The sequence below is a fragment of the Immundisolibacter sp. genome, assembly GCF_014359565.1.
Lineage (GTDB): Bacteria > Pseudomonadota > Gammaproteobacteria > Immundisolibacterales > Immundisolibacteraceae > Immundisolibacter.
Map to the genome: position 1 here is coordinate 1 of NZ_JACIZD010000013.1, position 24,453 is coordinate 24,453.

23 protein-coding genes and 1 tRNA gene are annotated in these 24,453 nt (G+C 68.8%); 5 read left to right on the forward strand and 19 right to left on the reverse strand.

The features are described 5' to 3' along the window. Nucleotides 1-97: 97 nt before the first annotated feature. Nucleotides 98-586 carry a hypothetical protein gene (locus tag H5U26_RS11990; RefSeq protein ID WP_290619987.1) on the reverse strand — a complete coding sequence of 163 codons (489 nt, stop codon included), beginning with the start codon at nucleotides 584-586 and terminating at the stop codon, nucleotides 98-100. 52 nt (nucleotides 587-638) lie between these two features. Between H5U26_RS11990 and H5U26_RS14950 the strand changes: the two genes are divergently transcribed. After that, nucleotides 639-905 (forward strand): phage integrase N-terminal SAM-like domain-containing protein, encoded by a 267-nt coding sequence (locus H5U26_RS14950; RefSeq protein WP_366055944.1) that lies wholly within the window; start codon nucleotides 639-641, stop codon nucleotides 903-905. Here H5U26_RS14950 and uvrD read toward each other — a convergent pair. The 9 genes from uvrD to H5U26_RS12035 all read right to left on the reverse strand — a co-directional run bounded on the left by uvrD (nucleotide 841) and on the right by H5U26_RS12035 (nucleotide 10,412). After that, a complete protein-coding gene (uvrD, locus tag H5U26_RS11995; protein ID WP_366055943.1) occupies nucleotides 841-3,123 on the reverse strand; it encodes a DNA helicase II in 2,283 nt (760 codons plus the stop codon). The genes H5U26_RS14950 and uvrD overlap by 65 nt on opposite strands. After that, nucleotides 3,120-4,562: a M48 family metalloprotease gene (locus H5U26_RS12000; RefSeq protein ID WP_290619991.1), complete on the reverse strand. Its 1,443-nt coding sequence runs from the start codon at nucleotides 4,560-4,562 to the stop codon at nucleotides 3,120-3,122. Before H5U26_RS12000 ends, uvrD begins: the two co-directional genes overlap by 4 nt. 5 nt (nucleotides 4,563-4,567) lie before the next feature. Further along, on the reverse strand, nucleotides 4,568-5,227 hold the full coding sequence (locus H5U26_RS12005) for a thermonuclease family protein (RefSeq protein WP_290619993.1): 660 nt from the start codon (nucleotides 5,225-5,227) through the stop codon (nucleotides 4,568-4,570). A 131-nt stretch (nucleotides 5,228-5,358) separates the two neighbouring features. After that, nucleotides 5,359-5,565 carry a 50S ribosomal protein L31 gene (rpmE, locus tag H5U26_RS12010; RefSeq protein WP_068806450.1) on the reverse strand — a complete coding sequence of 69 codons (207 nt, stop codon included), beginning with the start codon at nucleotides 5,563-5,565 and terminating at the stop codon, nucleotides 5,359-5,361. Between the two features lie 84 nt (nucleotides 5,566-5,649). After that, entirely contained in the window at nucleotides 5,650-6,627 is a 978-nt protein-coding gene (locus H5U26_RS12015; protein ID WP_290619997.1) for a malate dehydrogenase, read from the reverse strand. Nucleotides 6,628-6,671: 44 nt separating this feature from the next. Next, the gene (gene rho, locus H5U26_RS12020) at nucleotides 6,672-7,928 is read right to left on the reverse strand and encodes a transcription termination factor Rho (RefSeq protein ID WP_290619999.1); all 1,257 of its coding nucleotides are present in this window, start codon (nucleotides 7,926-7,928) and stop codon (nucleotides 6,672-6,674) included. A 263-nt stretch (nucleotides 7,929-8,191) separates the two neighbouring features. Beyond that, nucleotides 8,192-8,518 (reverse strand): thioredoxin TrxA, encoded by a 327-nt coding sequence (trxA, locus tag H5U26_RS12025; RefSeq protein ID WP_290620001.1) that lies wholly within the window; start codon nucleotides 8,516-8,518, stop codon nucleotides 8,192-8,194. A gap of 132 nt (nucleotides 8,519-8,650) precedes the next feature. Continuing rightward, nucleotides 8,651-10,168 (reverse strand): YifB family Mg chelatase-like AAA ATPase, encoded by a 1,518-nt coding sequence (locus H5U26_RS12030; RefSeq protein WP_290620003.1) that lies wholly within the window; start codon nucleotides 10,166-10,168, stop codon nucleotides 8,651-8,653. Between the two features lie 16 nt (nucleotides 10,169-10,184). Next, a complete protein-coding gene (locus H5U26_RS12035) occupies nucleotides 10,185-10,412 on the reverse strand; it encodes an accessory factor UbiK family protein (protein ID WP_290620005.1) in 228 nt (75 codons plus the stop codon). Between the two features lie 328 nt (nucleotides 10,413-10,740). Here H5U26_RS12035 and H5U26_RS12040 point away from each other — a divergent pair, with 328 nt between their 5' ends. The 4 genes from H5U26_RS12040 (at nucleotide 10,741) to H5U26_RS12055 (ending at nucleotide 15,791) form a co-directional block, all read left to right on the forward strand. Continuing rightward, complete coding sequence (locus H5U26_RS12040; protein ID WP_068806431.1) at nucleotides 10,741-11,079, forward strand: P-II family nitrogen regulator; 339 nt, start codon at nucleotides 10,741-10,743, stop codon at nucleotides 11,077-11,079. Nucleotides 11,080-11,140: 61 nt separating this feature from the next. Continuing rightward, nucleotides 11,141-12,463 carry an ammonium transporter gene (locus H5U26_RS12045; protein WP_366055945.1) on the forward strand — a complete coding sequence of 441 codons (1,323 nt, stop codon included), beginning with the start codon at nucleotides 11,141-11,143 and terminating at the stop codon, nucleotides 12,461-12,463. Between the two features lie 178 nt (nucleotides 12,464-12,641). Then, nucleotides 12,642-12,715, forward strand: a tRNA-Thr gene (locus H5U26_RS12050). Between the two features lie 160 nt (nucleotides 12,716-12,875). Beyond that, a complete protein-coding gene (locus H5U26_RS12055; protein ID WP_290620010.1) occupies nucleotides 12,876-15,791 on the forward strand; it encodes an insulinase family protein in 2,916 nt (971 codons plus the stop codon). A gap of 63 nt (nucleotides 15,792-15,854) precedes the next feature. Here the strand turns inward: H5U26_RS12055 and H5U26_RS12060 are convergent, their stop codons facing one another. The 9 genes from H5U26_RS12060 to H5U26_RS12100 form a co-directional block, all read right to left on the reverse strand. Continuing rightward, nucleotides 15,855-16,649, reverse strand: a complete 795-nt coding sequence (locus H5U26_RS12060; protein ID WP_290620012.1) for a F0F1 ATP synthase subunit gamma — start codon at nucleotides 16,647-16,649, stop codon at nucleotides 15,855-15,857. Beyond that, nucleotides 16,646-18,124: a F0F1 ATP synthase subunit alpha gene (locus tag H5U26_RS12065; protein ID WP_290620014.1), complete on the reverse strand. Its 1,479-nt coding sequence runs from the start codon at nucleotides 18,122-18,124 to the stop codon at nucleotides 16,646-16,648. The genes H5U26_RS12060 and H5U26_RS12065 overlap by 4 nt, the downstream gene beginning before the upstream one ends. Continuing rightward, complete coding sequence (locus tag H5U26_RS12070; protein WP_290620016.1) at nucleotides 18,117-18,869, reverse strand: F0F1 ATP synthase subunit delta; 753 nt, start codon at nucleotides 18,867-18,869, stop codon at nucleotides 18,117-18,119. The genes H5U26_RS12065 and H5U26_RS12070 overlap by 8 nt, the downstream gene beginning before the upstream one ends. Before the next feature lie 160 nt (nucleotides 18,870-19,029). After that, a complete protein-coding gene (locus H5U26_RS12075) occupies nucleotides 19,030-19,293 on the reverse strand; it encodes a hypothetical protein (protein WP_290620017.1) in 264 nt (87 codons plus the stop codon). 4 nt (nucleotides 19,294-19,297) lie between these two features. After that, nucleotides 19,298-19,984 (reverse strand): F0F1 ATP synthase subunit A, encoded by a 687-nt coding sequence (locus H5U26_RS12080; RefSeq protein ID WP_290620018.1) that lies wholly within the window; start codon nucleotides 19,982-19,984, stop codon nucleotides 19,298-19,300. 5 nt (nucleotides 19,985-19,989) lie between these two features. Beyond that, complete coding sequence (locus tag H5U26_RS12085) at nucleotides 19,990-20,259, reverse strand: AtpZ/AtpI family protein (protein ID WP_290620020.1); 270 nt, start codon at nucleotides 20,257-20,259, stop codon at nucleotides 19,990-19,992. After that, a complete protein-coding gene (locus H5U26_RS12090; protein WP_290620022.1) occupies nucleotides 20,256-20,663 on the reverse strand; it encodes a hypothetical protein in 408 nt (135 codons plus the stop codon). Before H5U26_RS12090 ends, H5U26_RS12085 begins: the two co-directional genes overlap by 4 nt. After that, entirely contained in the window at nucleotides 20,660-22,057 is a 1,398-nt protein-coding gene (gene atpD / locus H5U26_RS12095) for a F0F1 ATP synthase subunit beta (protein WP_290620024.1), read from the reverse strand. The genes H5U26_RS12090 and atpD overlap by 4 nt, the downstream gene beginning before the upstream one ends. Nucleotides 22,058-22,061: 4 nt before the next feature. Beyond that, on the reverse strand, nucleotides 22,062-24,374 hold the full coding sequence (locus tag H5U26_RS12100) for a heavy metal translocating P-type ATPase (RefSeq protein ID WP_290620026.1): 2,313 nt from the start codon (nucleotides 24,372-24,374) through the stop codon (nucleotides 22,062-22,064). Between the last annotated feature and the right edge of the window lie 79 nt (nucleotides 24,375-24,453).

The window sequence follows — 24,453 nt, forward strand, 5'->3', positions numbered from 1 at the left end:
CGGCGTACTCGAGATCGGAAAAGCTCGTTTGCATGACGTCTGCTCACCCCCGCTGCGGACCAGGCCGCATTGTCTCAGGACCAAGGTCTCATGCCACCTAGACGTGGGAATAAATCAGCGTTTCCTTAGATCCCATATAAACCCAGCCCTGATATGGGTCGAGCTTTGGCTGGTGCTTTCCGTTCCAGTGGCCGTGTGGAACAGAGGGAAAGAAGTCGTCGTCGTATTGATGAAATTCCCAATTTGAAAGACCGGTGTGTGTTGCGGCGAAAAAGGACGGAAAAGCGCCGTCTTCATCCTCGTCAGGGGAATAGTCGGGAGTGCTATCGAACGAGGAGGGGCGATCCTTGCCCCGACAGCTGCTGGATGGCGACTCACCTTCATATTCCCAATCATCTTGAGCCTCCCATTCTTCGACTTGGAGAATGCGACCGGCGGCGATGCCCGAAGGATTGGATGGCGAACACATGCCTCTCAGGGCAACGAGCCTATCCATGAGTTGAGACCAACTGATCAAACCCAACAGAAATGCATTTCTTGAGCTATTGAGGAATAGTTGTGCAGCGTCGCGGGTGAGGTATTTCATGGTGGCCAACGTAGATTATCCGACATTTGTCGGAATAAATGAGTTGACAGGCATGTCCGATAAGCTGGGGCCTGCACATGAACGCTGCTCCTGCCGATCCGTCGGCGCCCCGGCCCCCAGGCTGCTCGATCAGCTTCGGGATGGCGTTCGGTTGAAGCACTACAGCTTGCGTACCGAACGTGCGTCAGCTCAGTGGGTGAAAAGATACATCTACTTTCACGGCAGGCGCCACCTGGCGGGGCTGGGCGCAGCCGTCAGGCGGGCGTCAGGCCCGCCATGTCCAGCATCAGCCATTTGCTGCCGGCGCCGGCGAACTTGACCTGCACGCGGGTGCGCGGGCCTTGGCCTTCCAGATCGGTGATGACGCCTTCGCCGAACTTGCCGTGCCGCACGCGCTGGCCTACCCACAGGCCGCTGTCGCTGTCGGGTGCCTTGGGTGGATCGTTCCAGGCGCTGACGCGGCGCGGTGGTGGTTGCAGGTCGGCACGTCCGCCGCCGTCGCGGCGGCCGGGGCTCCAGTCCGAACGCGATCCGCCGTGGCCGTAACTGCCCCGTTCGACGCCACCGGCCGGACGGGCGCTCACCGGTCGGTCGACGGTGCCGCGCAGGCGCACTTCGGTCAGGTGTTCGGCCGGGATTTCCTCGATGAAGCGCGAGGCCATGGCCGGGCGGGTCTCGCCGTGGATGCGCCGGCTCTCGGCGTAGCTCACGTACAGCCGCTCGCGGGCGCGGGTGAGGCCGACGTAGCACAGGCGGCGCTCTTCCTCCAGGCGCGCCGGGTCGTCGATGGAGCGCTGGCTCGGGAACAGCCCCTCCTCCACGCCGACCAGGAACACCTGGCGGAATTCCAGGCCCTTGGCGGAGTGCAGGGTCATGAGCTGCACGCAGTCGGCGCCGGCCTCGCCCTGGGCGTCGCCGGCTTCGAGCGCGGCATGGCTCAGGAACGCGGTCAGGTCGTCGAGGTCTTCTTCCTCGTTCACGAACAGGCTGGCGGCGTTGACCAGTTCGTCCAGGTTCTCGACCCGGCCTTCGCCGCGGCCGTCCACGTCCTTGGCGTGGTGGTCCTTGAGGCCGCTGTCGCGGATGGCGATCAGCGCCTGATCCATCAGCGCCTGGCCCTGGCAGGCGGCGCGCAGGCTCTGGATCAATTCCGCAAAGCCGCCCAGCGCCGCCGCCGTGCGGCCGGTCAGGCCGCCGCCCTGCAGCAGCCGGGTCAGGACCTCCCACATCGGCAGGCCGCTGGCACGGGCTTCGCCACGCAGGGTGTCGAGGGTTTTGTCGCCGATGCCGCGCGGCGGCTGGTTGATGACGCGCTCGAAGGCGGTGTCGTCGGCCGGGTTGGCGATCAGGCGCAGGTACGCCAGTGCATCGCGAATCTCGGCCCGGTCGAAGAAGCGCTGGCCGCCGTACACGCGGTACTTGATGCGCCGCACCATGAGCGCTTCCTCGAAGGCACGCGACTGGGCATTGGAGCGGTACAGGATGGCCGTTTCGGCGCGCGGGTTGCCGGCGGCGGCCCAGGCCTCGATCTGCTCGACCACGAAGCGGGCCTCGTCCTGCTCGTTGTAGGCGGCGTACAGGCGGATCGGCTCGCCGCTGCCGGCGTCGGACCACAGGTTCTTGCCCAGGCGCTCGCGGTTGTGGGCGATCAGGGCATTGGCGGCGGCCAGGATGGTGCCGGTGGAGCGGTAGTTCTGTTCCAGGCGGACGACCTTGACGTTCGGGAACTGGCGCTCGAACTCGCGCATGTTCTCCACCTTGGCGCCGCGCCAGCCGTAGATGGCCTGGTCGTCGTCGCCGACCGCGAACAGGCTGGTGTCCGGCCCGGCGAGGTTGCGCAGCCAGGCGTACTGCAGGGCGTTGGTGTCCTGGAACTCGTCGACCAGGATGTGGCGGAAGCGCCGCCGGTAGTGGTCGCGCAGCACCGGTTGCTGCACCCACAGCTCGTTCGAGCGCAGCAGCAGTTCGCCAAAGTCCACCATGCCGCCGCGCTCGCAGGCGGCCTCGTAGCGGCGGTACAGCTCGGCCAGCACGGCGCGGTCGGCAAAGCCTTGCGTGTCCACGTGGCGGGCGCGCTGGCCCTCGTCCTTGCGGGCGTTGATGAAGGCGGCAACCTGGGCTGGCTTGAGCGTGTCGTCGCCCAGCTCCTTGAGCAGGCGCTTGATCAGCCGCTGCTGGTCGTCGGAGTCCAGGATCTGGAAGGTTTCCGACAGGCCGGCCTCGCGCCAGTGGGCGCGCAGCAGGCGGTGGGCGATGCCGTGAAACGTGCCCACCCACATGCCCCGCGGCGGCAGCGGTACCAGCTGGCCGATGCGCTCGCGCATCTCGGCCGCGGCCTTGTTGGTGAAGGTGACGGCCAGAATCTCCAGCGGCGCGGCACGCTCGACCTCGATCAGCCAGGCGATGCGGTGCGTCAGCACGCGGGTCTTGCCGCTGCCGGCGCCGGCCAGCACCAGGGCGGTCTGGCCGGGGTCGGTGACGGCCTCGCGCTGCGGCGGGTTCAGGCGGTCGATCTGGCGTTCGAGACTCATGCTCATTCCACGATTTTCAGGATGTCGCCGGGCTTCGGTTCGCCCTGCGGATAGTGGCCGTTCAGCAGCCGAAGTTGGGCCTGGGCATCGCCGGGCAGGCGCGAACCTTGGGCCAGGCGGGCGTAGGTGTCGCCGGCCACGGCGGGTTTCAGGCGCAGGCGCAGCGGCTCGGCCAGCGCCTTCTCGTCGTCGCGCAGCGGGTGAAATCCCAGCGCCGTCTGACGCATGGCCGCGTCGACCGCCTGGCTGTCCGCCCCGTCCAGCGCCACGCTGGCCAGCACATAGGCCTGGTTGCGATGAAAGATGACGCTGACGCGGCCGGGCCGGCCCTGGATTTTCAGCGGCGCGGTGTAGCCGGGCAGCCCGCCGGGGCTGATTTCCTCGCCGGCTGGGTTCTTGATGCCCAGGCGACGGATCATGAACTCGCGCGGCGTCTCGCGCTGGTTGAGATCCTGGCTGGTCAGCTGCGCCTGGGCCTTGCCGCCGGGGGCGACGGCGAGCAGCCGATCGGGCCGGTTCTCCAGCCGCCAACCGGCCGGGAATTCGAGAGCGAAGTCCAGGTCGCGGTGATAAAAGCGATTGCCGCGGCGGATGCCCTGCGCCGCGCTGTCGCCGAACACCAGGCCGTCGATGTGCTTAAGGAACGCCTGGCGGCCATTGTCGGCCGGCTTGTCGGGGGCCAGGAAGGATGCCTTGGTGAGCACTTCCTTCAGGCGCGTGTCCTCGTCCGGGTGGCTTGCGAACAGACCGTGGTAGGACTGCGGCTGGCGGCCTTCGGCCTTGGCCTGCGCGGCGGCGTAATCGCCCTGCGCCTTGAGCGTGCGCAGCACGTCCAGGATGGCCTGCGGGTCGTAGCCGGCGCGGGCCAGGTATTCGGCGCCCAGGCCGTCGGATTCGAGTTCGTGCTCGCGCCCATAGCCGCTGAGCATGGCCTGCCCGAGCACGCCCATGACGTTCTGGCCCACATTGCTGCCCAGACCCGGCACGAAGATGCTGCCCAGCGTCATGCCCAATTGCGCGGCGGTGGCCGCGGTGTACTGGCGCACCGCATGGCGGGCCGTGACGTGGCCGATTTCGTGCCCGAGCACGCCGGCCATCTCGGCCTCGCTGCCCAGGTACGCCAGCAGGCCGCGGGTGATGTAGATGTAGCCGCCGGGCAGCGCGAAGGCGTTGATGTCGGTGGAATCGACCACCGTGAAGCGGTAGATCAGGTTGCTGCGGTGGCTGTGGGCGGCGAGCTTCTCGCCCACGCCCTGCACGTAGGCTTGCAGCGCCGGGTCTTCGTACTGGCCGTACTGCTGGAGCACCTTCGGGTGCATCTCGCGACCGATGGAGATTTCCTGCGCCTCGGACATCAGCGCCATCTCGCGCCGGCCGCTGACCGGGTTGGTGGCGCAGGCGGCGAGTGTCAGACACAGACCGGTGACGGTGAGGAACTTGCGCATGGTGACTACTTGGACAGTTCGATCTGCGCCGGGTGCCACAAACGCATCTGAGCAGCGCCGTTTCGGGACTGGATTTTGCCCCGCGCGATCACATCCCGGCCACGCCAGGCCAGGTGATCGGCCGGTTCGAAGCCTGTCCAGTCGGCGCGCGCGATGCGCAGCTGCACGCGCCTGTCGAGCTTCAGCAGTACCCAGTCGCCACGCTGCAGGGCGCTGGTGACCCGGCCGCGCACCAGACGATAGCGGCCGTCGGCCGGGACCTTGCCGGCCGCCTGCGGCTGGTAGTCGGGCAAGGCCCACAGGCCGCGGCGGGCCACGCGGGCCTGCCGCTCGGCAGCCAGCAGGCAGTCCGCCAGGGCGACGTTCGGCGGCATGATGAAGCTCACCGCGAGTCCCTCGCGCAGCAGGGTTTCCTCCACGCTGGTGCCGTCCGGGGTATAGGCATGCGCCAGCAGCCGGCCGTAGCGGTCCTGTGCCTGCCGGTCGCGCGCCAGACGCACCGGCCCGCCCTTGGGCAACAAGCTTTGCGTGCGCTGCAAGGCGCGCTGCGCCAGCGGCTGCGGCGTGCCCTTGCGGTAGTTCATCTCGGGCGTGTCGATGCCCAGCAAGCGCACGCGGCGGTCATCGACCAGGCGCAGCGTGTCGCCATCGTAGTACCCGGCCACGGTGGCCTGCTCCACAGGCCCTGGGGGCCGGCAGGCTGCCGGCGAGTTGCTCGCAAACAGAACCCCGGCCAGAAACACAAAGGGCGCCAGCAGGCGCCCTTTGTGAGCGAGGCCGGCGAACCGGCCCGGCATCACGCCATGCCGTAGCGGCGCTTGAAGCGCTCCACTCGGCCGCGGCGGTCGCCGACCTTCTGCTTGCCGGTGTAGAACGGGTGGCAGCTCGAACACACGTCGATTGCCAGCTCCGGCTTGGCCAGCGCGGAACGGGTCTGGAAGGTGTTGCCGCAGCTGCAGGTGACGGTGACTTCTTCGTACTTGGGATGGATATCGGGTTTCATGGCGCGGTCTGGGTTGGGAGGGCACGGCGCGGCGGGCCGCGTAGGGTAGAAGAAAGCGGCCCGCCGGGCAAGTTGCACTGCAAGTCACAGCAGGTGCTGGACGGCCTCGCGTTCTTCCAGCAGCTCCCGGGCGGTGGCATCCATGCGGGCGCGGCTGAAGGCGCTGATGGGGAGGTTCTGCACGATCTCGTAACGCCCGTCGCGGCAGGTCACCGGATAGGAATAGATGATGCCGTCCGGGATGCCGTAGCTGCCGTCGCTGGGAATGCCCATGCTGACCCAGTCGCCGTCGGCGGTACCCAGCGCCCAGCTGCGCATATGATCGATGGCTGCCGACGCAGCCGAAGCCGCACTCGACGCACCGCGGGCGGCGATGATGGCGGCGCCGCGCTGCTGCACGGTGGGGATGAAATCGGTCTCCAGCCAGGCCTGATCGACCAGTTCCGGCGCCGGACGGCCATCGACCAGCGCGTGCGAAATGTCCGGGTACTGCGTGGACGAGTGGTTGCCCCACACGGTCATGCGGCGGATGGCCGGCACCGACGAGCCGGTCTTGGCGGCCAGCTGGCTGATGGCGCGATTGTGGTCCAGGCGCATCATGGCCGTGAACTGACGCGGGTCCAGGTCCGGTGCGCTGCGCATGGCGATCAGCGCGTTGGTGTTGGCCGGGTTACCGACCACCAGCACCTTCACGCCGCGGCTGGCGTGGTCGTTCAGGGCCTTGCCCTGCACGGTGAAGATGGCGCCGTTGGCCTCCAGCAGGTCCTTGCGCTCCATGCCCGGACCGCGCGGGCGGGCGCCGACCAGGATGGCGTAGTCGGCATCCTTGAAGCCGACCGCCGGATCATCGGTGGCCACGATATCGGCCAGCAGCGGGAAGGCGCAGTCGCGCAGTTCCATGACGACGCCTTCCAGGGTCTTCATGGCCGGCGTGACTTCCAGCAAATGCAGGATAACCGGCTGGTCGGGGCCGAGCATGTCGCCGGCGGCGATGCGGAACAGCAGCGCGTAGCCGATCTGGCCAGCGCAGCCGGTGACAGCGATGCGGACGGGGGTCTTCACGGGGCGGGTCCTCTGCAGGTGGCGGATTGAAGGGTAGGCCGGCGTCAGGCCTTCATGGAGGCGAAGAATTCGGCGTTGCTCTTGGTGTTCTTGAGGCGCTCGAGCAGGAATTCCATGGCCGCCACCTCGTCCATGGAGGCCAGCAGGCGGCGCAGGATCCAGACTTTTTGCACTTCGTCCGGCTTCATCAGCAGCTCCTCGCGGCGGGTGCCGGAGCGGTTGATGTTGATGGCCGGGAAGATGCGCCGCTCGGCGATCTTGCGTTCGAGGTGGATTTCCATGTTGCCGGTTCCCTTGAACTCCTCGTAGATCACGTCGTCCATGCGCGAGCCGGTCTCGACCAGCGTGGTGGCGATGATGGTCAGGCTGCCGCCTTCCTCGATGTTGCGCGCGGCGCCGAAGAATTTCTTCGGCTTGTCCAGGGCGTGCGCGTCGACGCCGCCGGTCAGCACCTTGCCCGAGGACGGGATCACGGTGTTGTAGGCGCGCGCCAGGCGGGTGATGGAATCGAGCAGGATCACCACGTCGCGCTTGTGCTCGACCAGGCGCTTGGCCTTCTCGATCACCATGTCGGCCACCTGCACGTGGCGCGTGGCGGCTTCGTCGAAGGTGCTGGCGATGACCTCGCCGCGCACCGTGCGGCGCATTTCGGTCACTTCCTCGGGCCGCTCGTCGATCAGCAGCACCATGAGGTAAATCTCGGGGTGGTTGATCGCCAGCGAGTGGGCAACCGACTGCAACATCATGGTCTTGCCGGCCTTGGGCGGCGACACGATCAGGCCGCGCTGGCCTTTGCCGATTGGCGCCACCATGTCGATGATGCGCGGGGTGATGTCCTCGGTGGTGCCGTTGCCGCGCTCGAGCGTGAAGCGCTCGTCGGCGAACAGGGGCGTGAGGTTCTCGAACAGAATCTTGTTGCGGGCCGCTTCCAGCGGCTCGAAGTTCAGCTCGTCGATCTTGAGCAGCGCGAAGTAGCGCTCGCCGTCCTTGGGCGGACGAATCTTGCCGGAGATGGTGTCGCCGGTACGCAGGCCGAAGCGGCGAATCTGACTGGGCGAGACGTAGATGTCATCCAGGCTGGCTAGGTAGGAATTGGTGTTCGAGCGCAGGAAGCCGTAGCCGTCCGGCAGCATTTCCATCACGCCTTCGCCGAAGATGTCCTCGCCCTTGCGGGCGTGGGCCTTGAGCAGGGCGAAGATGATTTCTTCCTTGCGCTGGCGGGAGGCCCCTTCCAGACGCGATTCCTGGGCCATGGCCACCAGCTCGGCCACCGGCGTTTGTTTCAGCGCGGTCAGATTCATATGTGTCTGCGGATTTGACGAGGAGCACCGCGAAAGCGAAGCGCGGCGCAGTTGGAAGAGGCAGTCCGGGAGACGGACCGGGAATGAAAACCTGCGAAAAAATTGTTGTTGTTGGCATGTCGCGGCAACAGCCGGACACCCTGAACCTTCAGAACGTCTGCCGGTAATCGTCTACAGCCGGGCGGCCGGAATGAAGATGAGAGCCCGCCCGAGCCAGTCGAGCTATCGGCACCGGCGATGGGCGACTTGAGACAAAGCCGGGATCAGAGATTGCTGTCCAGCCACGCGGTGAGCTGCGACTTCGACAAAGCACCGACCTTGGTGGCCTCCACGTTGCCACCCTTGAACAGCATCAGGGTCGGAATGCCGCGAATGCCGTAGCGCGGCGGGGTCTTGGGGTTCTCGTCCACGTTCAGCTTGGCCACCGTCAGGCGCCCGGCGTATTCCTTGCCGACCTCGTCCAGCACCGGCGCGATCATCTTGCACGGGCCACACCATTCTGCCCAGTAATCCACCAGAACCGGCCCGGGGGCCTGCAGGACATCCTGCTCGAAGGAGTCGTCAGAAATGTGCTTGACGTGTTCGCTCATGGGCTCTGGTTATGGATCGACGGTGGCAGGGACGCAGGACAGGCCTGCGTGGGCGGTGGCATTGCGCCGGGCCGACGGGAAACAAAGGCTTGTCGGCATTCTAGTCGCAGGCGGACGCAAGTCAACAACCTTTCAATACGCGCTATGGGGCCGCCGATCGAGCAAGCGGTACTGCAGCGCCTCGGCCAGGTGCGGCATGTCGAGCGCGTCACTGCCGGCAAGATCGGCACAGGTGCGGGCAATGCGTAGCACCCGGTGCGTGGCACGCGCGGACAGGCCCAGGGCGCCGATGGCCCGCGCCAGGAACTGCTGCTGCGACTCGGTCAGCCGCGCATGCCGGCGCAGGCCGGCCGGGTCCAGACGCGCGTTCAGGCAGCCACTGCGGGCGAACTGGCGCTGCTGCGCCGCCTGCACGCGCTCGCGCACTGCGGCCGACGGCTCGGCGCCGGCGTGCTCCTGCGCCAGCAACAGCTCGTGCGCAACCGGCGGCAGCTCCACGTGCAGGTCGATGCGGTCCAGCAGCGGTCCGGACAGCCGGCCGCGGTAACGGCGCACCTGCTCCGGGGTGCAGCGACAGCGGCCGCCGGCATCGCCCAGATATCCGCAGGGGCACGGATTCATGGCCGCCACCAGCTGAAAACGGGCCGGGAATTCGGCTTTCAGCGCCGCCCGGGCAATGCTGATGTGCCCGGACTCCAGCGGCTCGCGCAGCACTTCCAGCACCTGGCGGTCGAACTCCGGCAGCTCGTCCAGGAACAGCACGCCGTGGTGGGCCAGCGAGATCTCGCCCGGCCGCGGCGTAGTACCGCCGCCGGCCAGTGCCGCCGCGGAGGCCGTGTGGTGCGGCGCGCGCACCGGCCGCTGACCCCAGTGGCGAACATCGAAACCGCCGGCGCTGATCGATTGCACGGCGGCCGTCTCGAGCGCCTCCTGCTCGGTCAGCGGCGGCAGGATGCCCGGCAGGCGCGTGGCCAGCATGGTCTTGCCGGCACCGGGCGGGCCCAGCATCAGCAGGCTGTGACCCCCGGCGGCGGCGATTTCGAGCGCCCGGCGCGCAGCGGGCTGACCGCGCACGTCGGCCAGATCGGGCACGCTGGTGCCGTCCTGCGGCAAGGCGCGCTGCGCTTGCGCAAGCGGCGCATTGCCGGTCAGGTGGCCGCACACCGCCAGCAGGTGCTCGGCACCGTAGGCGGTGAGGTCCGGCGCCAGGGCCGCCTCGGCCGCGTTGGCCTGTGGCAGCACCAGGCGGGCACCGGCGCGCTGTGCCTGCAAGGCCACCGGCAACACGCCACGCACCGGACGCAGTTCGCCGCCCAGGCCGAGCTCACCGATGAACTCGTAGCCTTCCAGGCAGGCCGGTGGCAACTGGCCGGAGGCGGCCAGGATGGCCAGCGCGATACCCAGATCGAAACGTCCGCCTTCCTTGGGCAGGTCGGCCGGGGCGAGGTTGATGGTGACGCGCCGGGCCGGGAACTCGAAACCGCTGTTCAGCAGCGCGCTGCGCACGCGGTCCCTGGCCTCGCGCACGGCGGTTTCCGGCAGGCCGACGATGGCCAGCGCCGGCAGGCCGCCGGTCAGGTGCGCCTCGATGGTGACCGGCGGCGCGTCGATGCCGAACTGGGCGCGGCTGCGCAGGGTCGCCAGCGACATGGGCGCCTGCGGACGGTCAGGGACTGCCGTCGAGACGGGCGGCGAGGGCCTCGACCTGTGCCTGCACCCGGGCCAGGCGCTCGCGGGCATCCTCCAGCAGCGCGCGCTGCACCTCGAATTCCTCCCGACTCGGCAAACCAAGTCGCTGGCTCAGGCGCTGCACCGTCACAGTGCGAAGGCCCTCCAGTTCGCTGGCAATGCCGTGCAGCCAGTGCAGCGGCGAAGGTGGCACGGAATCGGTCATCGCAATCACTCCGGACGGGGCGCCGCCGCTCGCTACGGGGTCGCCCTGTTTAAGGTCAGCCGCCCAATTCAAATGCACTCATATGGTGCAATCGATCGCCTGGGACGTCGTACGAACCCTATTCTCGCTTCGTTTCCGACTATACCCCAATGCCCGATAGCCACTCTGGCACAGGCCGTGCTTAACAGGCCCTACTGGTACATGCCGGTTCAGTCCGCACCGTCTCGCCTCCCTGAACGGGGGCTGGTGATGCGCTTGATATCGCGGTGCCGGGGGCAGGCTGCCCAGGGGCCTGCCTGCGGTTCCGTCTTGCCCGAGGAGTACTGCAATGAAGATGGTCTGTGCGGTGATCAAGCCGTTCAAGCTTGACGATGTGCGCGAGGCGCTGTCGGGGGTCGGGGTGCAAGGCATCACGGTCACCGAGGTGAAAGGGTTCGGTCGCCAGAAAGGGCATACCGAACTTTATCGCGGCGCCGAATATGTCGTGGATTTCCTGCCCAAGGTAAAAATCGAGGTCGCGGTCGACGAGACGGACGTCGACCGTGTCATCGAGGCGATCACCAACTCTGCCAACACCGGCAAGATTGGTGACGGCAAGATTTTCGTCTATGACCTAGGGCAGGTCATCCGTATTCGTACCGGCGAGACCGGTGCCGACGCGCTGTAGCGCCGACGTGCCGGTTCTTGGCCGACGAATCCTTAACTGAGGGAGTTTATCGATGAAAACCCTGATGCGACGCGGGCTTGCCGCACTGGCAACGATCGGGCTGTGCCTGCCCGGCCTGGCATTGGCAGAAGATGCGGCAGCCCCGGTCTTGAATTCTGGCGACACCGCCTGGATGCTGACCTCGACCGCCCTGGTGCTGTTCATGACCATCCCGGGCCTGGCCCTGTTTTACGCCGGCATGGTGCGCAGCAAGAACGTGCTGTCGGTGTTGATGCAGTGCTTTGCCATCACCGCGCTGATCACGGTGCTGTGGACGATTTACGGCTACAGCATGGCGTTTGACACCACCGGCATGGAGCAGGGAGTTGTCAACTTCAACAGCTTTGTCGGTGGCCTGGGCAAGGCCTTCCTGAGCGGGCTGACCGTCGAAAGCCTGACCATGACCATCCCGGAATCGGTGTTCATGTGCTTCCAGATGACCTTTGCCATCATCACGCCGGCGCTCATCGTCGGCGCCTTCGCCGAGCGCATGAAATTCTCGGCCATGCTGTGGTTCATGGCACTGTGGTTCACCATCGTCTATACGCCTACTGCGCACATGGTGTGGAGCGGCAACGGCGGCCTGATGTGGGACTGGGGCGTGCTGGATTTCGCCGGCGGTACCGTGGTGCACATCAATGCCGGCATCGCCGGTCTTGTGGCCTGCCTGGTGCTGGGGCCGCGCAAGGGCTTTCCGACCACCGCCATGCCGCCGCATAACCTGGGCTACACGCTGATCGGCGCCTGCATGCTGTGGGTCGGCTGGTTCGGCTTCAACGCCGGCAGCGCGGTGGCGGCCAACGGAACGGCCGGCATGGCCATGGCGGTGACGCAGATCGCCACGGCAGCGGCGGCGCTCGGCTGGATGTTCATTGAGTGGATCAGCCACGGCAAACCGAGCGTGCTGGGCATCGCCTCGGGTGCGGTCGCCGGTCTGGTTGCCATCACCCCGGCCTCCGGCTTCGTCGGCCCGATGGGCGCGCTGGTGATCGGCGCCGTGGCCGGTGTGCTGTGCTTCCTTGCCGCCACCAAGATGAAGCGGGCCTTCGGCTACGACGACTCGCTCGACGTATTCGGCGTGCATGGCATCGGCGGCATCATCGGCGCGCTGCTGACCGGCGTGTTCGCTGCGGCCAGTCTGGGCGGCGTCAAGACCGAGTTCGACATGGCCGCCCAGCTGTGGATTCAGCTCAAGGGCGTGCTGGTGACGGTCGGCTTCAGCGGCATCGCCACCTTCATCATCCTGAAAGTGATCGACCTGGTGATCGGCCTGCGTGTCACGCCCGAGCAGGAGAACGAAGGCCTCGACCTGGCCCTGCACGACGAACGCGGCTACAACCTCTAAAGCCATTCGGTGTGCCAAAAGGGCCGGGGGGCACCCTCCCCGGCCCTTTTTTTGTTGCCGGACGCGAGCGTCGTCGACCAAACGGCGCGGTGTAAAATGCCCCGCCGCTGCAGCCCCCCAAATGAAGCCGCGTCCCCGCGCCGCCAAAGCCCCCGGGGCGCGATGCGCCGAGGCACACGCCCCTATAGCTGGAAGGTCTAGCAGACGCCTTGTAAGCGTCAGACCCGAGTTCGATTCTCGGTGGGGGCACCAACACGGCACGACGGTCGATCATCCGTCGCTGCGCGGGCCCCTCCTGTTGCCGATGTCCGGGGGTGCCGGCTCAGCGCCGTCGTTGGGCAGGCCGCCCGGCTGCCTCCCAGCCCCCTGCTAAACTGGCCATCACTCGCATTCCCAACGCAACGGCCACGGCATGACCCATCCCGCTTTCGAACTGCTGCGCACCGAGCGCGTGTCGGCGCTGAGCCTCACGGTCGAGGAATACCGCCACCGCGTCACCGGTGCCCGACACATCCACCTGGCCGCCGCCGACGACAACAACGCCTTCCTGGTGGCCTTCCTGACCGTACCGCAGGACTCGACCGGCGTCGCCCACATCCTGGAACACACGGCCCTGTGCGGCAGCCGCCACTACCCGGTGCGCGATCCGTTCTTCCTGATGCTGCGCCGCTCGCTGAACACCTTCATGAACGCCATGACGGCCAGCGACTGGACCGCCTACCCGTTTGCCAGCCAGAACCGCAAGGATTTCTTCAACCTGCTGGACGTGTACCTGGATGCGGCGTTCTTCCCGACGCTCGATCCGCTCGACTTTGCCCAGGAAGGCCATCGGCTCGAATTCGCCGAGGCCGAAAACCCGGACTCCGAGCTCACCTTCAAGGGCGTGGTGTTCAACGAGATGAAGGGCGCCATGAGCGCACCGGTGTCGGCGCTGTGGCAGGCCCTGGCGCGCGAGGTCTACCCGACCACCACCTACCACCACAACTCCGGCGGTGACCCGCAGCACATCCCGGACCTCACCTACGAACAGCTCAAGGCCTTCCACGCCCGGCATTACCACCCCAGCAACGCGACCTTCTTCACCTACGGCGACATCCCGGCCGCCGAGCACCAGGCGATCATGGAAGACCGCGTGCTGCGGCACTTCCAGCGTCTGGACATCGACCTTCGCGTGCCGCCGGAACAGCGCTACCCGGCCCCGCGCGTGGTGGAGGAAACCTACGCCGCCGAGGACGGCGACACCGCGCGCAAGACCCACATCGTGCTCGGCTGGCTGCTGGGCGACATGACCGATCTGGACCAGGTGCTGCGCCTGAACCTGCTGTCGCGCCTGCTGCTGGACAACTCATCCTCGCCGCTGATGCATGCGCTCGAAACCACCGAGCTTGGCAGCGCGCCCTCACCGCTGTGCGGCCTGGACGATTCGGCGCGCGAACTGCTGTTCGCGGCCGGCGTCGAGGGCTCGGAGCCGGAACACGCCGAGGCGGTGGAGAAGCTGGTGCTCGACGTGCTGGCGCAGGTGGCCGAAAGCGGCGTGCCGACCGAGCAGGTCGAGGCCATGCTGCACCAGATCGAGCTGTCGCGACGCGAGATCGGCGGCGACCGCTACCCCTACGGCCTGCAGCTGATCATGAACGCCCTGCCGCAGGCCGTGCACCACGGCGATCCGGTACAGGCGCTGGCCATCGACGCCGCGCTGGAGCGCCTGCGCGCCGCCGCCGCCGAGCCCGGCTTCGTCCAGAACGAGGTGCGCCGCTGGCTGCTGGACAACCCGCACCGCGTGCGCCTGACCATGAAGCCCGACCCGACGCAGGCCGAGCGCGAGCTGGCCGCCGAGAAGGCCCGCCTGGCGGCGCTTCGCGAAGGCCTGGACGCCACCGAGCGCGCGCGCATCGTGGCCCAGGCCAAGGCGCTCGAAGCCCGTCAGGCACAGCAGGACGACCCCGACATCCTGCCGCGCGTGACCCGCGAGGACGTCGCCCCGGCGCTGAAGATTCCGCCTGCCGTACACGAACCGGTGGTCGGCCTGCCGGCCACTTGGTACGACCAACCGACCAACGGCCTGGTCTACCAGCAGATCGTCATCGACCTGCCGCCGCTGGATGACGATGCCCTGGCGCTGCTGCCGCTGCTGGCCGAGACGCTCAGCGAAGTCGGCGCCGGCGGCCGCGACTACACGCAAACGCAGGCCCTGCAGGCGGCGCTGACCGGCGGCATCAGCGCCAGCGCCAGCGTGGGCGCACTGGCACAGGACAGCCAGACCAGCCGCGGCCTGTTCGTGGTGTCCGGCAAGGCGCTGGTGCGCAACCACGGCGCGCTGTCGAAGCTGCTGCACGAGACGCTGCACACGGCGCGCTTCGACGAACTCGCCCGCCTGCGCGAGCTGATCGCCCAGGCCCGGATGAGCGACGAGAACTCCGTCACCGGCAACGGCCACGCGCTGGCCATGGCCGCCGCCAGCGCCAGCATGAGCCCGGTGGCGCGCCTCGCCCACCACTGGTCGGGCCTGGCCGGTATCAAGGCCATCAAGGCGCTCGACGACAGCCTGGACGATCCGGCCGCGCTCAAGGCGCTGGGCGAGCGATTGGGCGAACTGCGCGCGCGCATTGCCGCCGCGCCGGTGCAGTTCGTCATCGTGGCCGAGGACGAACAACACCCCGACATCGCCCTGCGCCTGGCGCAGGTGTGGCAAGACACCGGTGCCCAGCCCAGCGGGTCTGATCAGACCCTCGCCCTGCCGCCGGTCAGCGGCCGCGTGGCCGAGGCCTGGACCACCAACACGCAGGTCAACTTCTGCGCCCGCGCCTATCCTGCCGTGGCCTGGAGCCACCCGGACGCGCCCGCCCTGACGGTGCTGGGCAGCTATCTGCGCAACGGCTTTCTGCACACCGCGATCCGCGAAAAGGGCGGTGCCTACGGCGGCGGCGCCGGCTTCGACGCCGACAGCGCGGCGTTTCGCTTCTACAGCTACCGCGACCCGCGCCTGGCCGAAACCCTGGCCGACTTCGATCGCGCCCTGGCCTGGCTGCACGAGGCCGATCATCCGCCGCAGGCGGTGGAAGAAGCCATCCTGGGCGTGATTTCCGCCATCGACAGGCCGGCCTCACCGGCCGGCGAGGCGCGCAAGGCCTTTCATGCCAGCCTGTTCGGCCGCACCGCCGAGGCCCGTCAGGCCTACCGGCAAGCCGTGCTGGGCGTCACGCTGGACGATTTGCGCCGGGTGGCGGCGACCTATCTGGTGCCCGAACGCGCCAGTACGGCCGTGGTCACCAGCCCGGCGGCATTGGAAAAGGCCGGTGGTCTGGGCCTGACGCCGATCCGGCTGTAGGCAGCCGGCGGGCACGCGCGGGCCCAGGGGCAAGGCAACGGCAGCATCCTCAGCCATCGGCGTTCAGTGCCCCGCGCCGGCTACGCTCAGCGCCACCTCGACCTCCTCGATGATCTGCTCCTGGCGCGCGTGGCGCTGGCGCTGGCGCAGCTCATCGCAGCGGTCATCGAGCCGCTGCAGGGCCGCCTGCAGGTGGGCGATGCGCTGCTGGTTCTCGACCAGCAGCGAGCCGATCAGCAGGCCGTTGAACACCGCGAACAGGTACTGCTCCAGCAGCGCCGCCGCGAACTGCGGCGCCGGCAGTTGCAGGCGCGGCGTGGCGTCGGACGCTGTCCCGCCCGTTGGCGGCGGCAGCACCGCCACCCGGCGCACGCGGTGCTGCTGCGGCTCGTGGCAGAGCACGTCCAGCCGCCCGCCGGCTGCATTCAGTCCGGCCAGGGTCTGCGCCAGGCCGGTCAGCACCGGCCCCACATCGTCAGCCGCCAGCGCCCCCGGGCAGCGCGCCGCGACGGCCGGCATCCGCAAGGCGGTGGCCGTGAGCTTGGAGCCCACCAGCACCAGCGGCTGGGCGTCGCCCGCCGCGGCGGCCAGCAGGCGTTCGTTGAAATCGCCGCACAGGCCTTTTTCGCTGCCCAGCAGCACGCACACGCCGACATCCGCCGTCGCCGGTGGCGGGGGCCGACCGGCGAAATGGGCCGCCACGGCGGCTTCGAGCCCCTGGCGCAACTGCTCGCTGGCGTCCTGCAGGCGCGTCACCCGTTGCAGCTCCACCGCCGCCAGGGTGCGCATGCCGGCCAGGATGGCGCGCATGTCCTCCAGCCCCTTGAGGTGCTGGGTGAGCTCGCGGTAGCGGCTCATGAGCCCTTGGCCAACGCGGCGCGCAGCCAGGCCAGCCAGTCGGCCTCCGGACTGCCGAGGTCGAGGCCGCTGCCGCCGAGGCCGGCCAGCAGCCGCGCCAGCGTGCCGGCCACCTCGGCCGGCGGCACGGCGTCCAGCAGCTGGTGCTTGAAGGCCAGCAGCCAGGCCAACTGAGCGGCGGCCGACACCGGCGCCAGGCGCTCCTGCTTGAGCAGTTCGCGCAGCACCCGCCCGCGCGCAAGCCGCGCCTGCATGGCCGGCTCCAGGCGTGCGCCGAAACGGGTGAACAGCTCCAGCTCCTGGAACTGCAGGTATTCGAGCTTGATGCTGCCGGCGGCCTCGCGGATGCGCGGGTGCTGCGCCTTGCCGCCGATGCGCGACACGGACAGCGCGATGTCGATGGCCGGCCGAAAGCCGCCGGCGAACAGCTCGGCATCCAGGTAGATCTGGCCGTCGGTGATCGAGATCAGGTTGGTCGGGATGTAGGCGGCGATCTCGCCCTGCTGGGTCTCGACGATGGGCAGCGCGGTCATGCTGCCACCGCCGGCGTCGGCCGCCAGGTGCGTGGCCCGCTCCAGCAGCCGCGCGTGCAGGTAGAAGATGTCGCCGGGGTAGGCTTCGCGCCCCGGCGGCCGGCGCAGCAGCAGCGACAGCTCGCGGTAGGCGCGGGCATGGGCGCTGAGGTCGTCGTACACCACCAGGGTGTCATGCCCGGCGTGCATCCAGGCTTCGGCCAGGGTGCAGCCGGCGAAGGGCGCCAGGTATTGCAGGCCCGGCAGGGCGCTGGCCTCGCCCACCACCACCGTGGTGTAGGCCAGCGCGCCGTGCTCGCGCAGCAGTTCCAGGGTACTGACCACAGCCGAGCGCTTCTGGCCGATCAGCACGTAGACGCAGCGCACGCCGCTGTCCTTTTGATTCAGCACCGCGTCCAGCGCCAGGGCGCTGCGGCCGGTGCCCTCGTCGCCGATGATGAGCTGACGCTGACCGCGGCCGATGGGCAGCATGGTGTCGATGATCTTGCTGCCGGTCAGCAGGGGCTCGGTGACGAAATCGCGTTCGATCATCGGCGGCGCCGGCGCTTCCAGCGGCCGGCGCTGGTTGGCCTGCGGCGCCGAGTCACCGTCAAGCGGCCGGCCCAGCGGGTCCACCACCCGGCCGAGCAGGCCATCGCCAACCGGCAGGTCCAGCACGCGGCCGCCCAGGGCGGCCCGGGTGCCGGCAGCGAGTCCGCCGGTCTGGTGCAGCAGCACGGCGCCCAGGCGCGCGTCGCTGAGCTGAAAGACCTGCCCCAGACTGCCATCCTCGAAGCGCAGCAGCTCGTCCATGGCCGCCGACGGCAGGCCCGCCACCCAGGCGATGCCGTCGCCCACCGACTGCACCACCCCCAGCTCGCGCGCCCGCAGGCCGGGCCGGTAGTCCGCCAGCCAGGCGCGGGCGCGGGCCAGCGGCGAGGCCAGGGCAGCGTCCTCAGCCATCGGTCGGCAGCAGCTCGGTAAACGCCTGCAGCTCGTCCTGCAGGTTGGCGCCCAGTTGCCAGGCGCCAACCTGCAACCGCACCCCGGCCAGCAGGGCCGGATCCTCGGCATAGCTCATCGCCGGTGCGCTGCCGCCGATCAGCGCCGCCAGCGCCTGGGCCAGGTCGGCCCGCTGCGCGTCATCGAGCGGGTAGGCGCTGATCACCTGCAGCGGCGCCGCGGCGCTGGCCAAGGCCTCGCGCAGCGCCGCCCGGCGTTCGGCCGGCAGGGCCGCCAGGTCATCCACCAACAACTGCAGCAGCCGCGCCTGCAGCTGCGGCCCGGCGGCGGCGCCGAGCAGGCGCGCGGCAAAGCGCCCGGCCAGGGCCAGCGCGGCGCGCTCGGCCGCCTCGCGGGCCTGCTCGGCCTGCCGGCTGGCGAGGGCTTCCTCGCGCCGGCGGCGGTCGGCCAGTTCCGCCTCCAGCGCCTGCAGGCGGCGCTCGCGCTCGCGCTCGAGTTCCTCGTCCAGCTCGCGGCGCGCCTTGGTGCGCTCGCCGCCCCAATCCTCCAGGCGGCGGTCGTACTCGGCCTTGCGCTGCTCGGCCTCGGCTTGCTGGGCTGCAGCGGCACGGGCTACGGCGGCGATCTCGTCGCGGCGGCGCTGGATCATGGCCAGCACCGGCCGGTACAGCAGCCGGTGCAGCAGCCACACCAGCACCAGAAAGTTGACGATCTCGAAGCCGAAGGTCAGCCAGCTGAATTCCATGCCGGCCTCATAAGTCTATGAATCAATGCACATCCTGTGCATTGATTCTGTCGCAACTCCGGTACACGCCCGGACTTGCTCCCACGGATCAAGCACTGGTGTGCTCGATCCGTGACCGGCCATCCCTGGCCGGCAGAGAGCTTGAAAAACTCACAAGCTCTCACGGCAGGTAGGCGAGCAGCGGGTTGCGGAACAGCACGATGAGGATGATCACCAGGCAGTAGATGGCCAGCGATTCGATCATCGCCAGACCGATGAACAGCAGCCGCGAGATCGCCGGTTCGGCCTCCGGCTGGCGGGCGATGGCATCCAGTGCCTGGCTGATGGCGCGGCCCATGGCCAGCGCCGGCAGCATCACCCCCAGCGCGATGCCGAGCACCGCCACCACCGTGCTGGCGATCACCAGCCAACTCATATCGGACATTCGACTATCCTCCTTCGCCGTGGGTTTGCTCATGCGCCTGCATGCCGCCGGCGATGTACACCAGCGCCAGCATGCCGAAGATATAGGCCTGTACCACGGCCTCGATGACGTGCAGCAGCAGGATCGGCACCGGCACCAGCAGGCCGGCCACCGTCAGCACCAGCAGCGCGGTCAGTTCCAGGCTCATGATGTTGCCGAACAGGCGCACCGCCAGCGCCAGGGTGCGGGTGAACTCGCTGACCAGGTGAAACGGCAGCATCAGCGGGCTCGGCTGCAGGTAATGGCGCAGGTAGGCGCGCCAGCCGCTGGCACGGATGCCGAACCAGTGCACCGAGAAAAACACCAGCACCGCCAGCGCCGCGGTGACCGACAGGTCGCGGGTCGGCGACTCCAGCCCCGGCACCAGGCCGACCAGGTTGGCGCACAGCAAAAACACCCACAGCGTCGCCACGAAGGGCAGCACCCGCGGCGCCTGGTCCTCGACCAGCACCCGCACCGCCGACTCGGCGGCGCCGACCAGCCCCTCGACCGCGGTCTGCCAGGGGCCCGGCGCGGCGCGCAGGCGCAGCCCCAGCAGCGCCGCCAGCCCCACCAGCAGCAGACTCACCGCGAGGCTGCCGAACAGGGATTCGGACAGCCGAAGCGGCCCCAGTTCCATACCCGGCATGCCCAGCAGATCGTTGCCGTCCATCTCCATCAATCCCGCAGCATCAGGTACACGTTGATCGCCCCCACCAGCACGCCGAGCAGCAGCAGACTGAGGGTCCAGGATTGCGAATAACCGGGCAGGCGCTCATCCAGCCAGCGGCCCAGATAGGCCCCCGCCACCATGGGCAGCACCATCACCAGCCCCAGCGTGCCCAGAAAGCGCGCCTGGGCCAGCACGCTGCGCTTGCCGCGGCGGGCCGCGTCGAGCCGGCGGGCGTCGCGGTCCACTTCCTCGCGCAGCCGCCGACCGTCGTTCATGCCGGCGATCCCCGCTGTTCGAGCTCCCACAGCCGGCGCAGCAGCTGCTGTTCCATCTGCTGCAGACTCACGCGCGTCTCGCGCAGCGCCTCCTCCTCGGCGCGCAACTGGCGCTCGAGTTCCCCGCCCAGGCGCCGGTAGTCGCTGTCCTCGAGGTAGCGGCGGGTGAACAGCCACACGGCGCCGGCCGCCACGCGCAGGATGCCACCCGGCAACGCCAGGTACTGCCAGTCGACGGCACCGGTGCGGTAGCGGGCGAGGCCGAATTCGAGCGCGGTCAGGAAGTCCTCATGGCCGGCCTGGATGCCGAAGCTACCGCTGGCGTCACGCGCCACCAGGCTGCGCACGCCGGGCACGCTGCGCGCCGCCGTCATGCTGTGCAGGTGCAGGGTGAAGGTGCTCACGAGGCGGCATCCGCAAGAGTGCCGCGCATGTAGAAGCGTTCCTCCGGCCAGTCGTCGTGGCGGCCGCCCAGGATCGCCTCGCAGTCGGCCAGGCAGTCGTCGAGCGTGACGCTGGCGCCGGCAAGGCCCGAGTGCTGGGCGGTGACGAAAAACGGCTGGGTCAGATAACGCTCCAGGCGCCTGGCGCGGTGCACGATCTGCCGGTCCTCGGCCGCCAGCTCCTGCAGGCCGAGCATGGCGATGATGTCCTCGAGCTTGCGGTAGCGGGCGATGTGCTCGCGCACCGCCTCCGCCACCCGGTAGTGGCGGTCGCCGACGCTGTGGCGGTCGGCCAGCTTGCTGAACGAGCGCAGCGGGTCCACCGCCGGGTACAGGCCCTGCCCCGCCTGCCGGCGCGACAGAATCACCGTGGTGTCCAGATGTCCGAGGATGGCACTCACCGCCGGGTCGGTCAGATCGTCCGCCGGCACATACACCGCCTGCACCGAGGTCACCGCGCCGGCCGCGGTGGAGGCGATGCGGTCCTCGACCTCGGCGATCTCGGTGCCCAGCGTCGGCTGGTAACCGACCGTGGCCGGCATGCGCCCGAGCAGGCTGGACACCTCGCTGCCGGCCTGCACCATGCGGTAGATGTTGTCGACCAGCAGCAGCACCTCGCGGTGCTGGGTGTCGCGCAGGTATTCGGCATAGGTGAGCGCGGTCAGCGCCACGCGAAAGCGCACCCCGGGCGATTCGTCCATCTCGCCGAACACCAGCAGCGCATTGGCCATGACGCCTGTCGCTTGCATGTCGTGCCACAGTTCGTGGCCCTCGCGGATGCGCTCGCCGACCCCGGCGAACACCGACACGCCCTGGTGCACCGCCTCGATAGCGTGCATGAACTCCATGATCAGCACCGTCTTGCCGACCCCGGCGCCGCCGAACAACCCGGTCTTACCGCCGCGAAAGAACGGGCACAGCAGATCGATCACTTTGATGCCGGTGGGCAGCAGCTCACTCACGCCGCGCACATCACGCAGCGCCGGCGGCGGCTGGTGCACGTTGCGAAAGGCGCCGCCGGCCAGCGGCGGGCCGCCGTCCTGCGGCTCGCCGAACACGTTCAGCACCCGGCCCAGGCAATCGGCCGACACCGGCACATGCAGCGGCGCGCCGGTGTCGTACACCGGCATGCCGCGCGTCAGCCCGCTGGTGCCGTGCAGCGTCACGGCGCGCAGGTGGTGCTCATCCAGGTGCTGGTGCACCTCGAACAGATAGGCCTCGTGATCGAAACGCGTCAGCAGCGCCTGACGCAGCGGCGGCAGGCGCTCGCAGGCAATCTCCACCACCGGCCCCTGCACGCCGACGATGTGGCCGATGCAGATCAGTTCGGCCTGGGACTGGCCGAAACCGACCACTGCGCTACACCGTCACCCGCCGCAGCCGCAGCGCATTGCCGATCACCGACACCGAGCTGAACGACATGGCGGCCGCCGCGATCACCGGCGACAGCAGAATGCCGAAGAACGGATACAGCACGCCGGCGGCGATGGGCACGCCCAGGCTGTTGTAGCCGAAGGCGAACCACAGGTTCTGGCGGATGTTGCGCATGGTGGCGCGGGACAGGCGGATGGCGCGCACGATGCCGGTCAGATCACCCTTCACCAGGGTCACGCCGGCGCTTTCCATGGCCACGTCGGTACCGGTGCCCATGGCGATGCCGACCTGCGCCTGGGCCAGCGCCGGGGCGTCGTTGATGCCGTCGCCGGCCATGGCGACGAAGCGGCCCTGGGCCTGCAGTTCCTTGATCTTCTGCGCCTTCTGGTCCGGCTGCACCTCGGCCATCACCTCGTCGATGCCAAGCTGCCGGGCCACCGCGCGGGCCGTGGTGGCGCTGTCGCCGGTGAGCATGACGATGCGGATGCCCTCCTCGTGCAGCGCGCGGATGGCGGCGGGCGTGGTTTCCTTGATCGGATCGGCCACCGCCACCAGGCCGGCGGCGCGACCGTCCACGGCCAGGAACATGGCGGTCTTGCCCTCGCCGCGCAGGGCCTCGGCGCGCTCGGCCAGCGCGCCGATCTCGACGCCCAGCGCGTCCATCAGCGCGCGGTTGCCGAGCGCCACCGCCCGGCCCTCAACGCGCCCGCGCACGCCTTGGCCGGTCACCGAATCGAAATCCTCGTAGCTGCCCGGCTCGATGCCGCGCGCCTTTGCGCCTTCGACGATGGCGGCCGCCAATGGGTGCTCGCTGCCACGCTCCAGCGTCGCTGCCAGGCGCAGGACTTCGCTTTCGTCGAAGCCTTCGGCAACCACCACCTCCTGCAACCGCGGTCGGCCTTCGGTGAGGGTGCCGGTCTTGTCGACCACCAGGGTGTCAACGTCGCGCAGGGTCTGGATGGCCTCGGCGCTCTTGAACAGCACTCCCAGCGAGGCGCCCTTGCCGCTCGCCACCATGATCGACATGGGCGTGGCCAGCCCCAGCGCGCAGGGGCAGGCGATGATCAGCACCGCCACCGCGTTGATGAGCGCATAGGCCATGGCCGGCGGCGGCCCCCAGACGCTCCAGATGATGAAAGTGAGGATGGCGCTGCCGACCACCGCCTGGACGAAGTACGCGGCAACCACGTCAACCAGGTTCTGGATGGGCGCGCGCGAACGGCTGGCCTCGGCCACCATCTGCACGATCTGCGCGAGCAGCGTATCGCTGCCCACCCGCTGGGCCTCGATGACCAGCGAGCCGGTGCCATTGACGGTGGCACCGATCACGCTGTCGCCCGCCGCCTTCTCGATCGGGATCGGTTCGCCGGAGATCATGGATTCGTCGACGGCGCTGTGGCCTTCCCGCACCACGCCGTCCACCGGCACCTTCTCGCCCGGCCGCACCCGCAGCCGGTCGCCGATCTGCACTTCTTCGAGCGGCACGTCGCGCTCGCTGCCGTCGGCCTCGATACGCCGGGCAGTCTTGGGCGCCAGACCCAGCAGCGCCTTGATGGCGGAGTTGGTCGAACTGCGCGCGCGCAGCTCCATGACCTGACCGAGCAACACCAGGGTGACGATGACCGCCGCCGCTTCGAAGTACACCGCAACCCGTCCGCCCGCGTCGCGGAACGAGTCCGGAAACAGATCCGGCGCCAGCGTGGCGACCAGGCTATAGACGTAGGCCACGCCGACGCCGAGCCCGATCAGCGTGAACATGTTCAGATGCCAGGTGCGCACCGAGCGCCAGCCGCGCACGAAAAATGGCCAACCGCACCACAGCACCACGGGCGTGGCGAGCGCCAGCTCCAGCCAGCGTCCGGTGGCGCCGTGCGGCAGCAGGCCGGCAAGGCCAGGCAGCATCGCGCCCATGGCCAGCACCAGCACCGGCAGCGTGAACGCAGCCGCCAGCCACAGCCGGCGGGTCATGTCGGTGAGCTCCGGGTTGTCCTGCGGCTCGGCGCTGACCGTCACCGGCTCCAGCGCCATGCCGCAGATCGGGCAGGCGCCCGGATGGTCCTGGCGCACCTCGGGGTGCATGGGGCAGGTGTACATCGCCCCCGCTGGGGCCGGCGGCGTGGGCCGGAGCGCATCGTGACCCTGGTCGCCGGTGCCAGCGGTCACAAACGCCGCCGGATCGGCGACGAAGCGGTCATGACAGCGACTGGAGCAGAAATAAAACGTCACGCCAGCGTGCTGCGCCGTGGCTGCCGCCCGGTCCTCCGCCACCTGCATGCCACATACCGGGTCTTTCGCCATGTCGGTCTCCGTGTCGAATAGCCGTTACGTGTGGCCGTCCCGGGCGCCACCGGCCAGGAGGTCGTAGAAGAACGCGGGC

Bases quoted from the DNA above. Each gene is read 5' to 3' on its own strand.
- rpmE (WP_068806450.1), bottom strand. From the start codon at position 5,565: ATGAAACCCGATATCCATCCCAAGTACGAAGAAGTCACCGTCACCTGC.
- H5U26_RS12040 (WP_068806431.1), top strand. From the start codon at position 10,741: ATGAAGATGGTCTGTGCGGTGATCAAGCCGTTCAAGCTTGACGATGTG.
- H5U26_RS12085 (WP_290620020.1), bottom strand. From the start codon at position 20,259: ATGAACGACGGTCGGCGGCTGCGCGAGGAAGTGGACCGCGACGCCCGC.
- uvrD (WP_366055943.1), bottom strand. From the start codon at position 3,123: ATGAGCATGAGTCTCGAACGCCAGATCGACCGCCTGAACCCGCCGCAG.
- H5U26_RS12100 (WP_290620026.1), bottom strand. From the start codon at position 24,374: ATGGCGAAAGACCCGGTATGTGGCATGCAGGTGGCGGAGGACCGGGCG.
- H5U26_RS11990 (WP_290619987.1), bottom strand. From the start codon at position 586: ATGAAATACCTCACCCGCGACGCTGCACAACTATTCCTCAATAGCTCA.
- H5U26_RS12030 (WP_290620003.1), bottom strand. From the start codon at position 10,168: ATGTCGCTGGCGACCCTGCGCAGCCGCGCCCAGTTCGGCATCGACGCG.
- H5U26_RS12070 (WP_290620016.1), bottom strand. From the start codon at position 18,869: ATGGAATTCAGCTGGCTGACCTTCGGCTTCGAGATCGTCAACTTTCTG.
- rho (WP_290619999.1), bottom strand. From the start codon at position 7,928: ATGAATCTGACCGCGCTGAAACAAACGCCGGTGGCCGAGCTGGTGGCC.
- H5U26_RS12055 (WP_290620010.1), top strand. From the start codon at position 12,876: ATGACCCATCCCGCTTTCGAACTGCTGCGCACCGAGCGCGTGTCGGCG.
- H5U26_RS12065 (WP_290620014.1), bottom strand. From the start codon at position 18,124: ATGGCTGAGGACGCTGCCCTGGCCTCGCCGCTGGCCCGCGCCCGCGCC.
- H5U26_RS12080 (WP_290620018.1), bottom strand. From the start codon at position 19,984: ATGGACGGCAACGATCTGCTGGGCATGCCGGGTATGGAACTGGGGCCG.
- H5U26_RS14950 (WP_366055944.1), top strand. From the start codon at position 639: ATGTCCGATAAGCTGGGGCCTGCACATGAACGCTGCTCCTGCCGATCC.
- H5U26_RS12075 (WP_290620017.1), bottom strand. From the start codon at position 19,293: ATGTCCGATATGAGTTGGCTGGTGATCGCCAGCACGGTGGTGGCGGTG.
- H5U26_RS12000 (WP_290619991.1), bottom strand. From the start codon at position 4,562: ATGCGCAAGTTCCTCACCGTCACCGGTCTGTGTCTGACACTCGCCGCC.
- trxA (WP_290620001.1), bottom strand. From the start codon at position 8,518: ATGAGCGAACACGTCAAGCACATTTCTGACGACTCCTTCGAGCAGGAT.
- H5U26_RS12060 (WP_290620012.1), bottom strand. From the start codon at position 16,649: ATGAGCCGCTACCGCGAGCTCACCCAGCACCTCAAGGGGCTGGAGGAC.
- H5U26_RS12035 (WP_290620005.1), bottom strand. From the start codon at position 10,412: ATGACCGATTCCGTGCCACCTTCGCCGCTGCACTGGCTGCACGGCATT.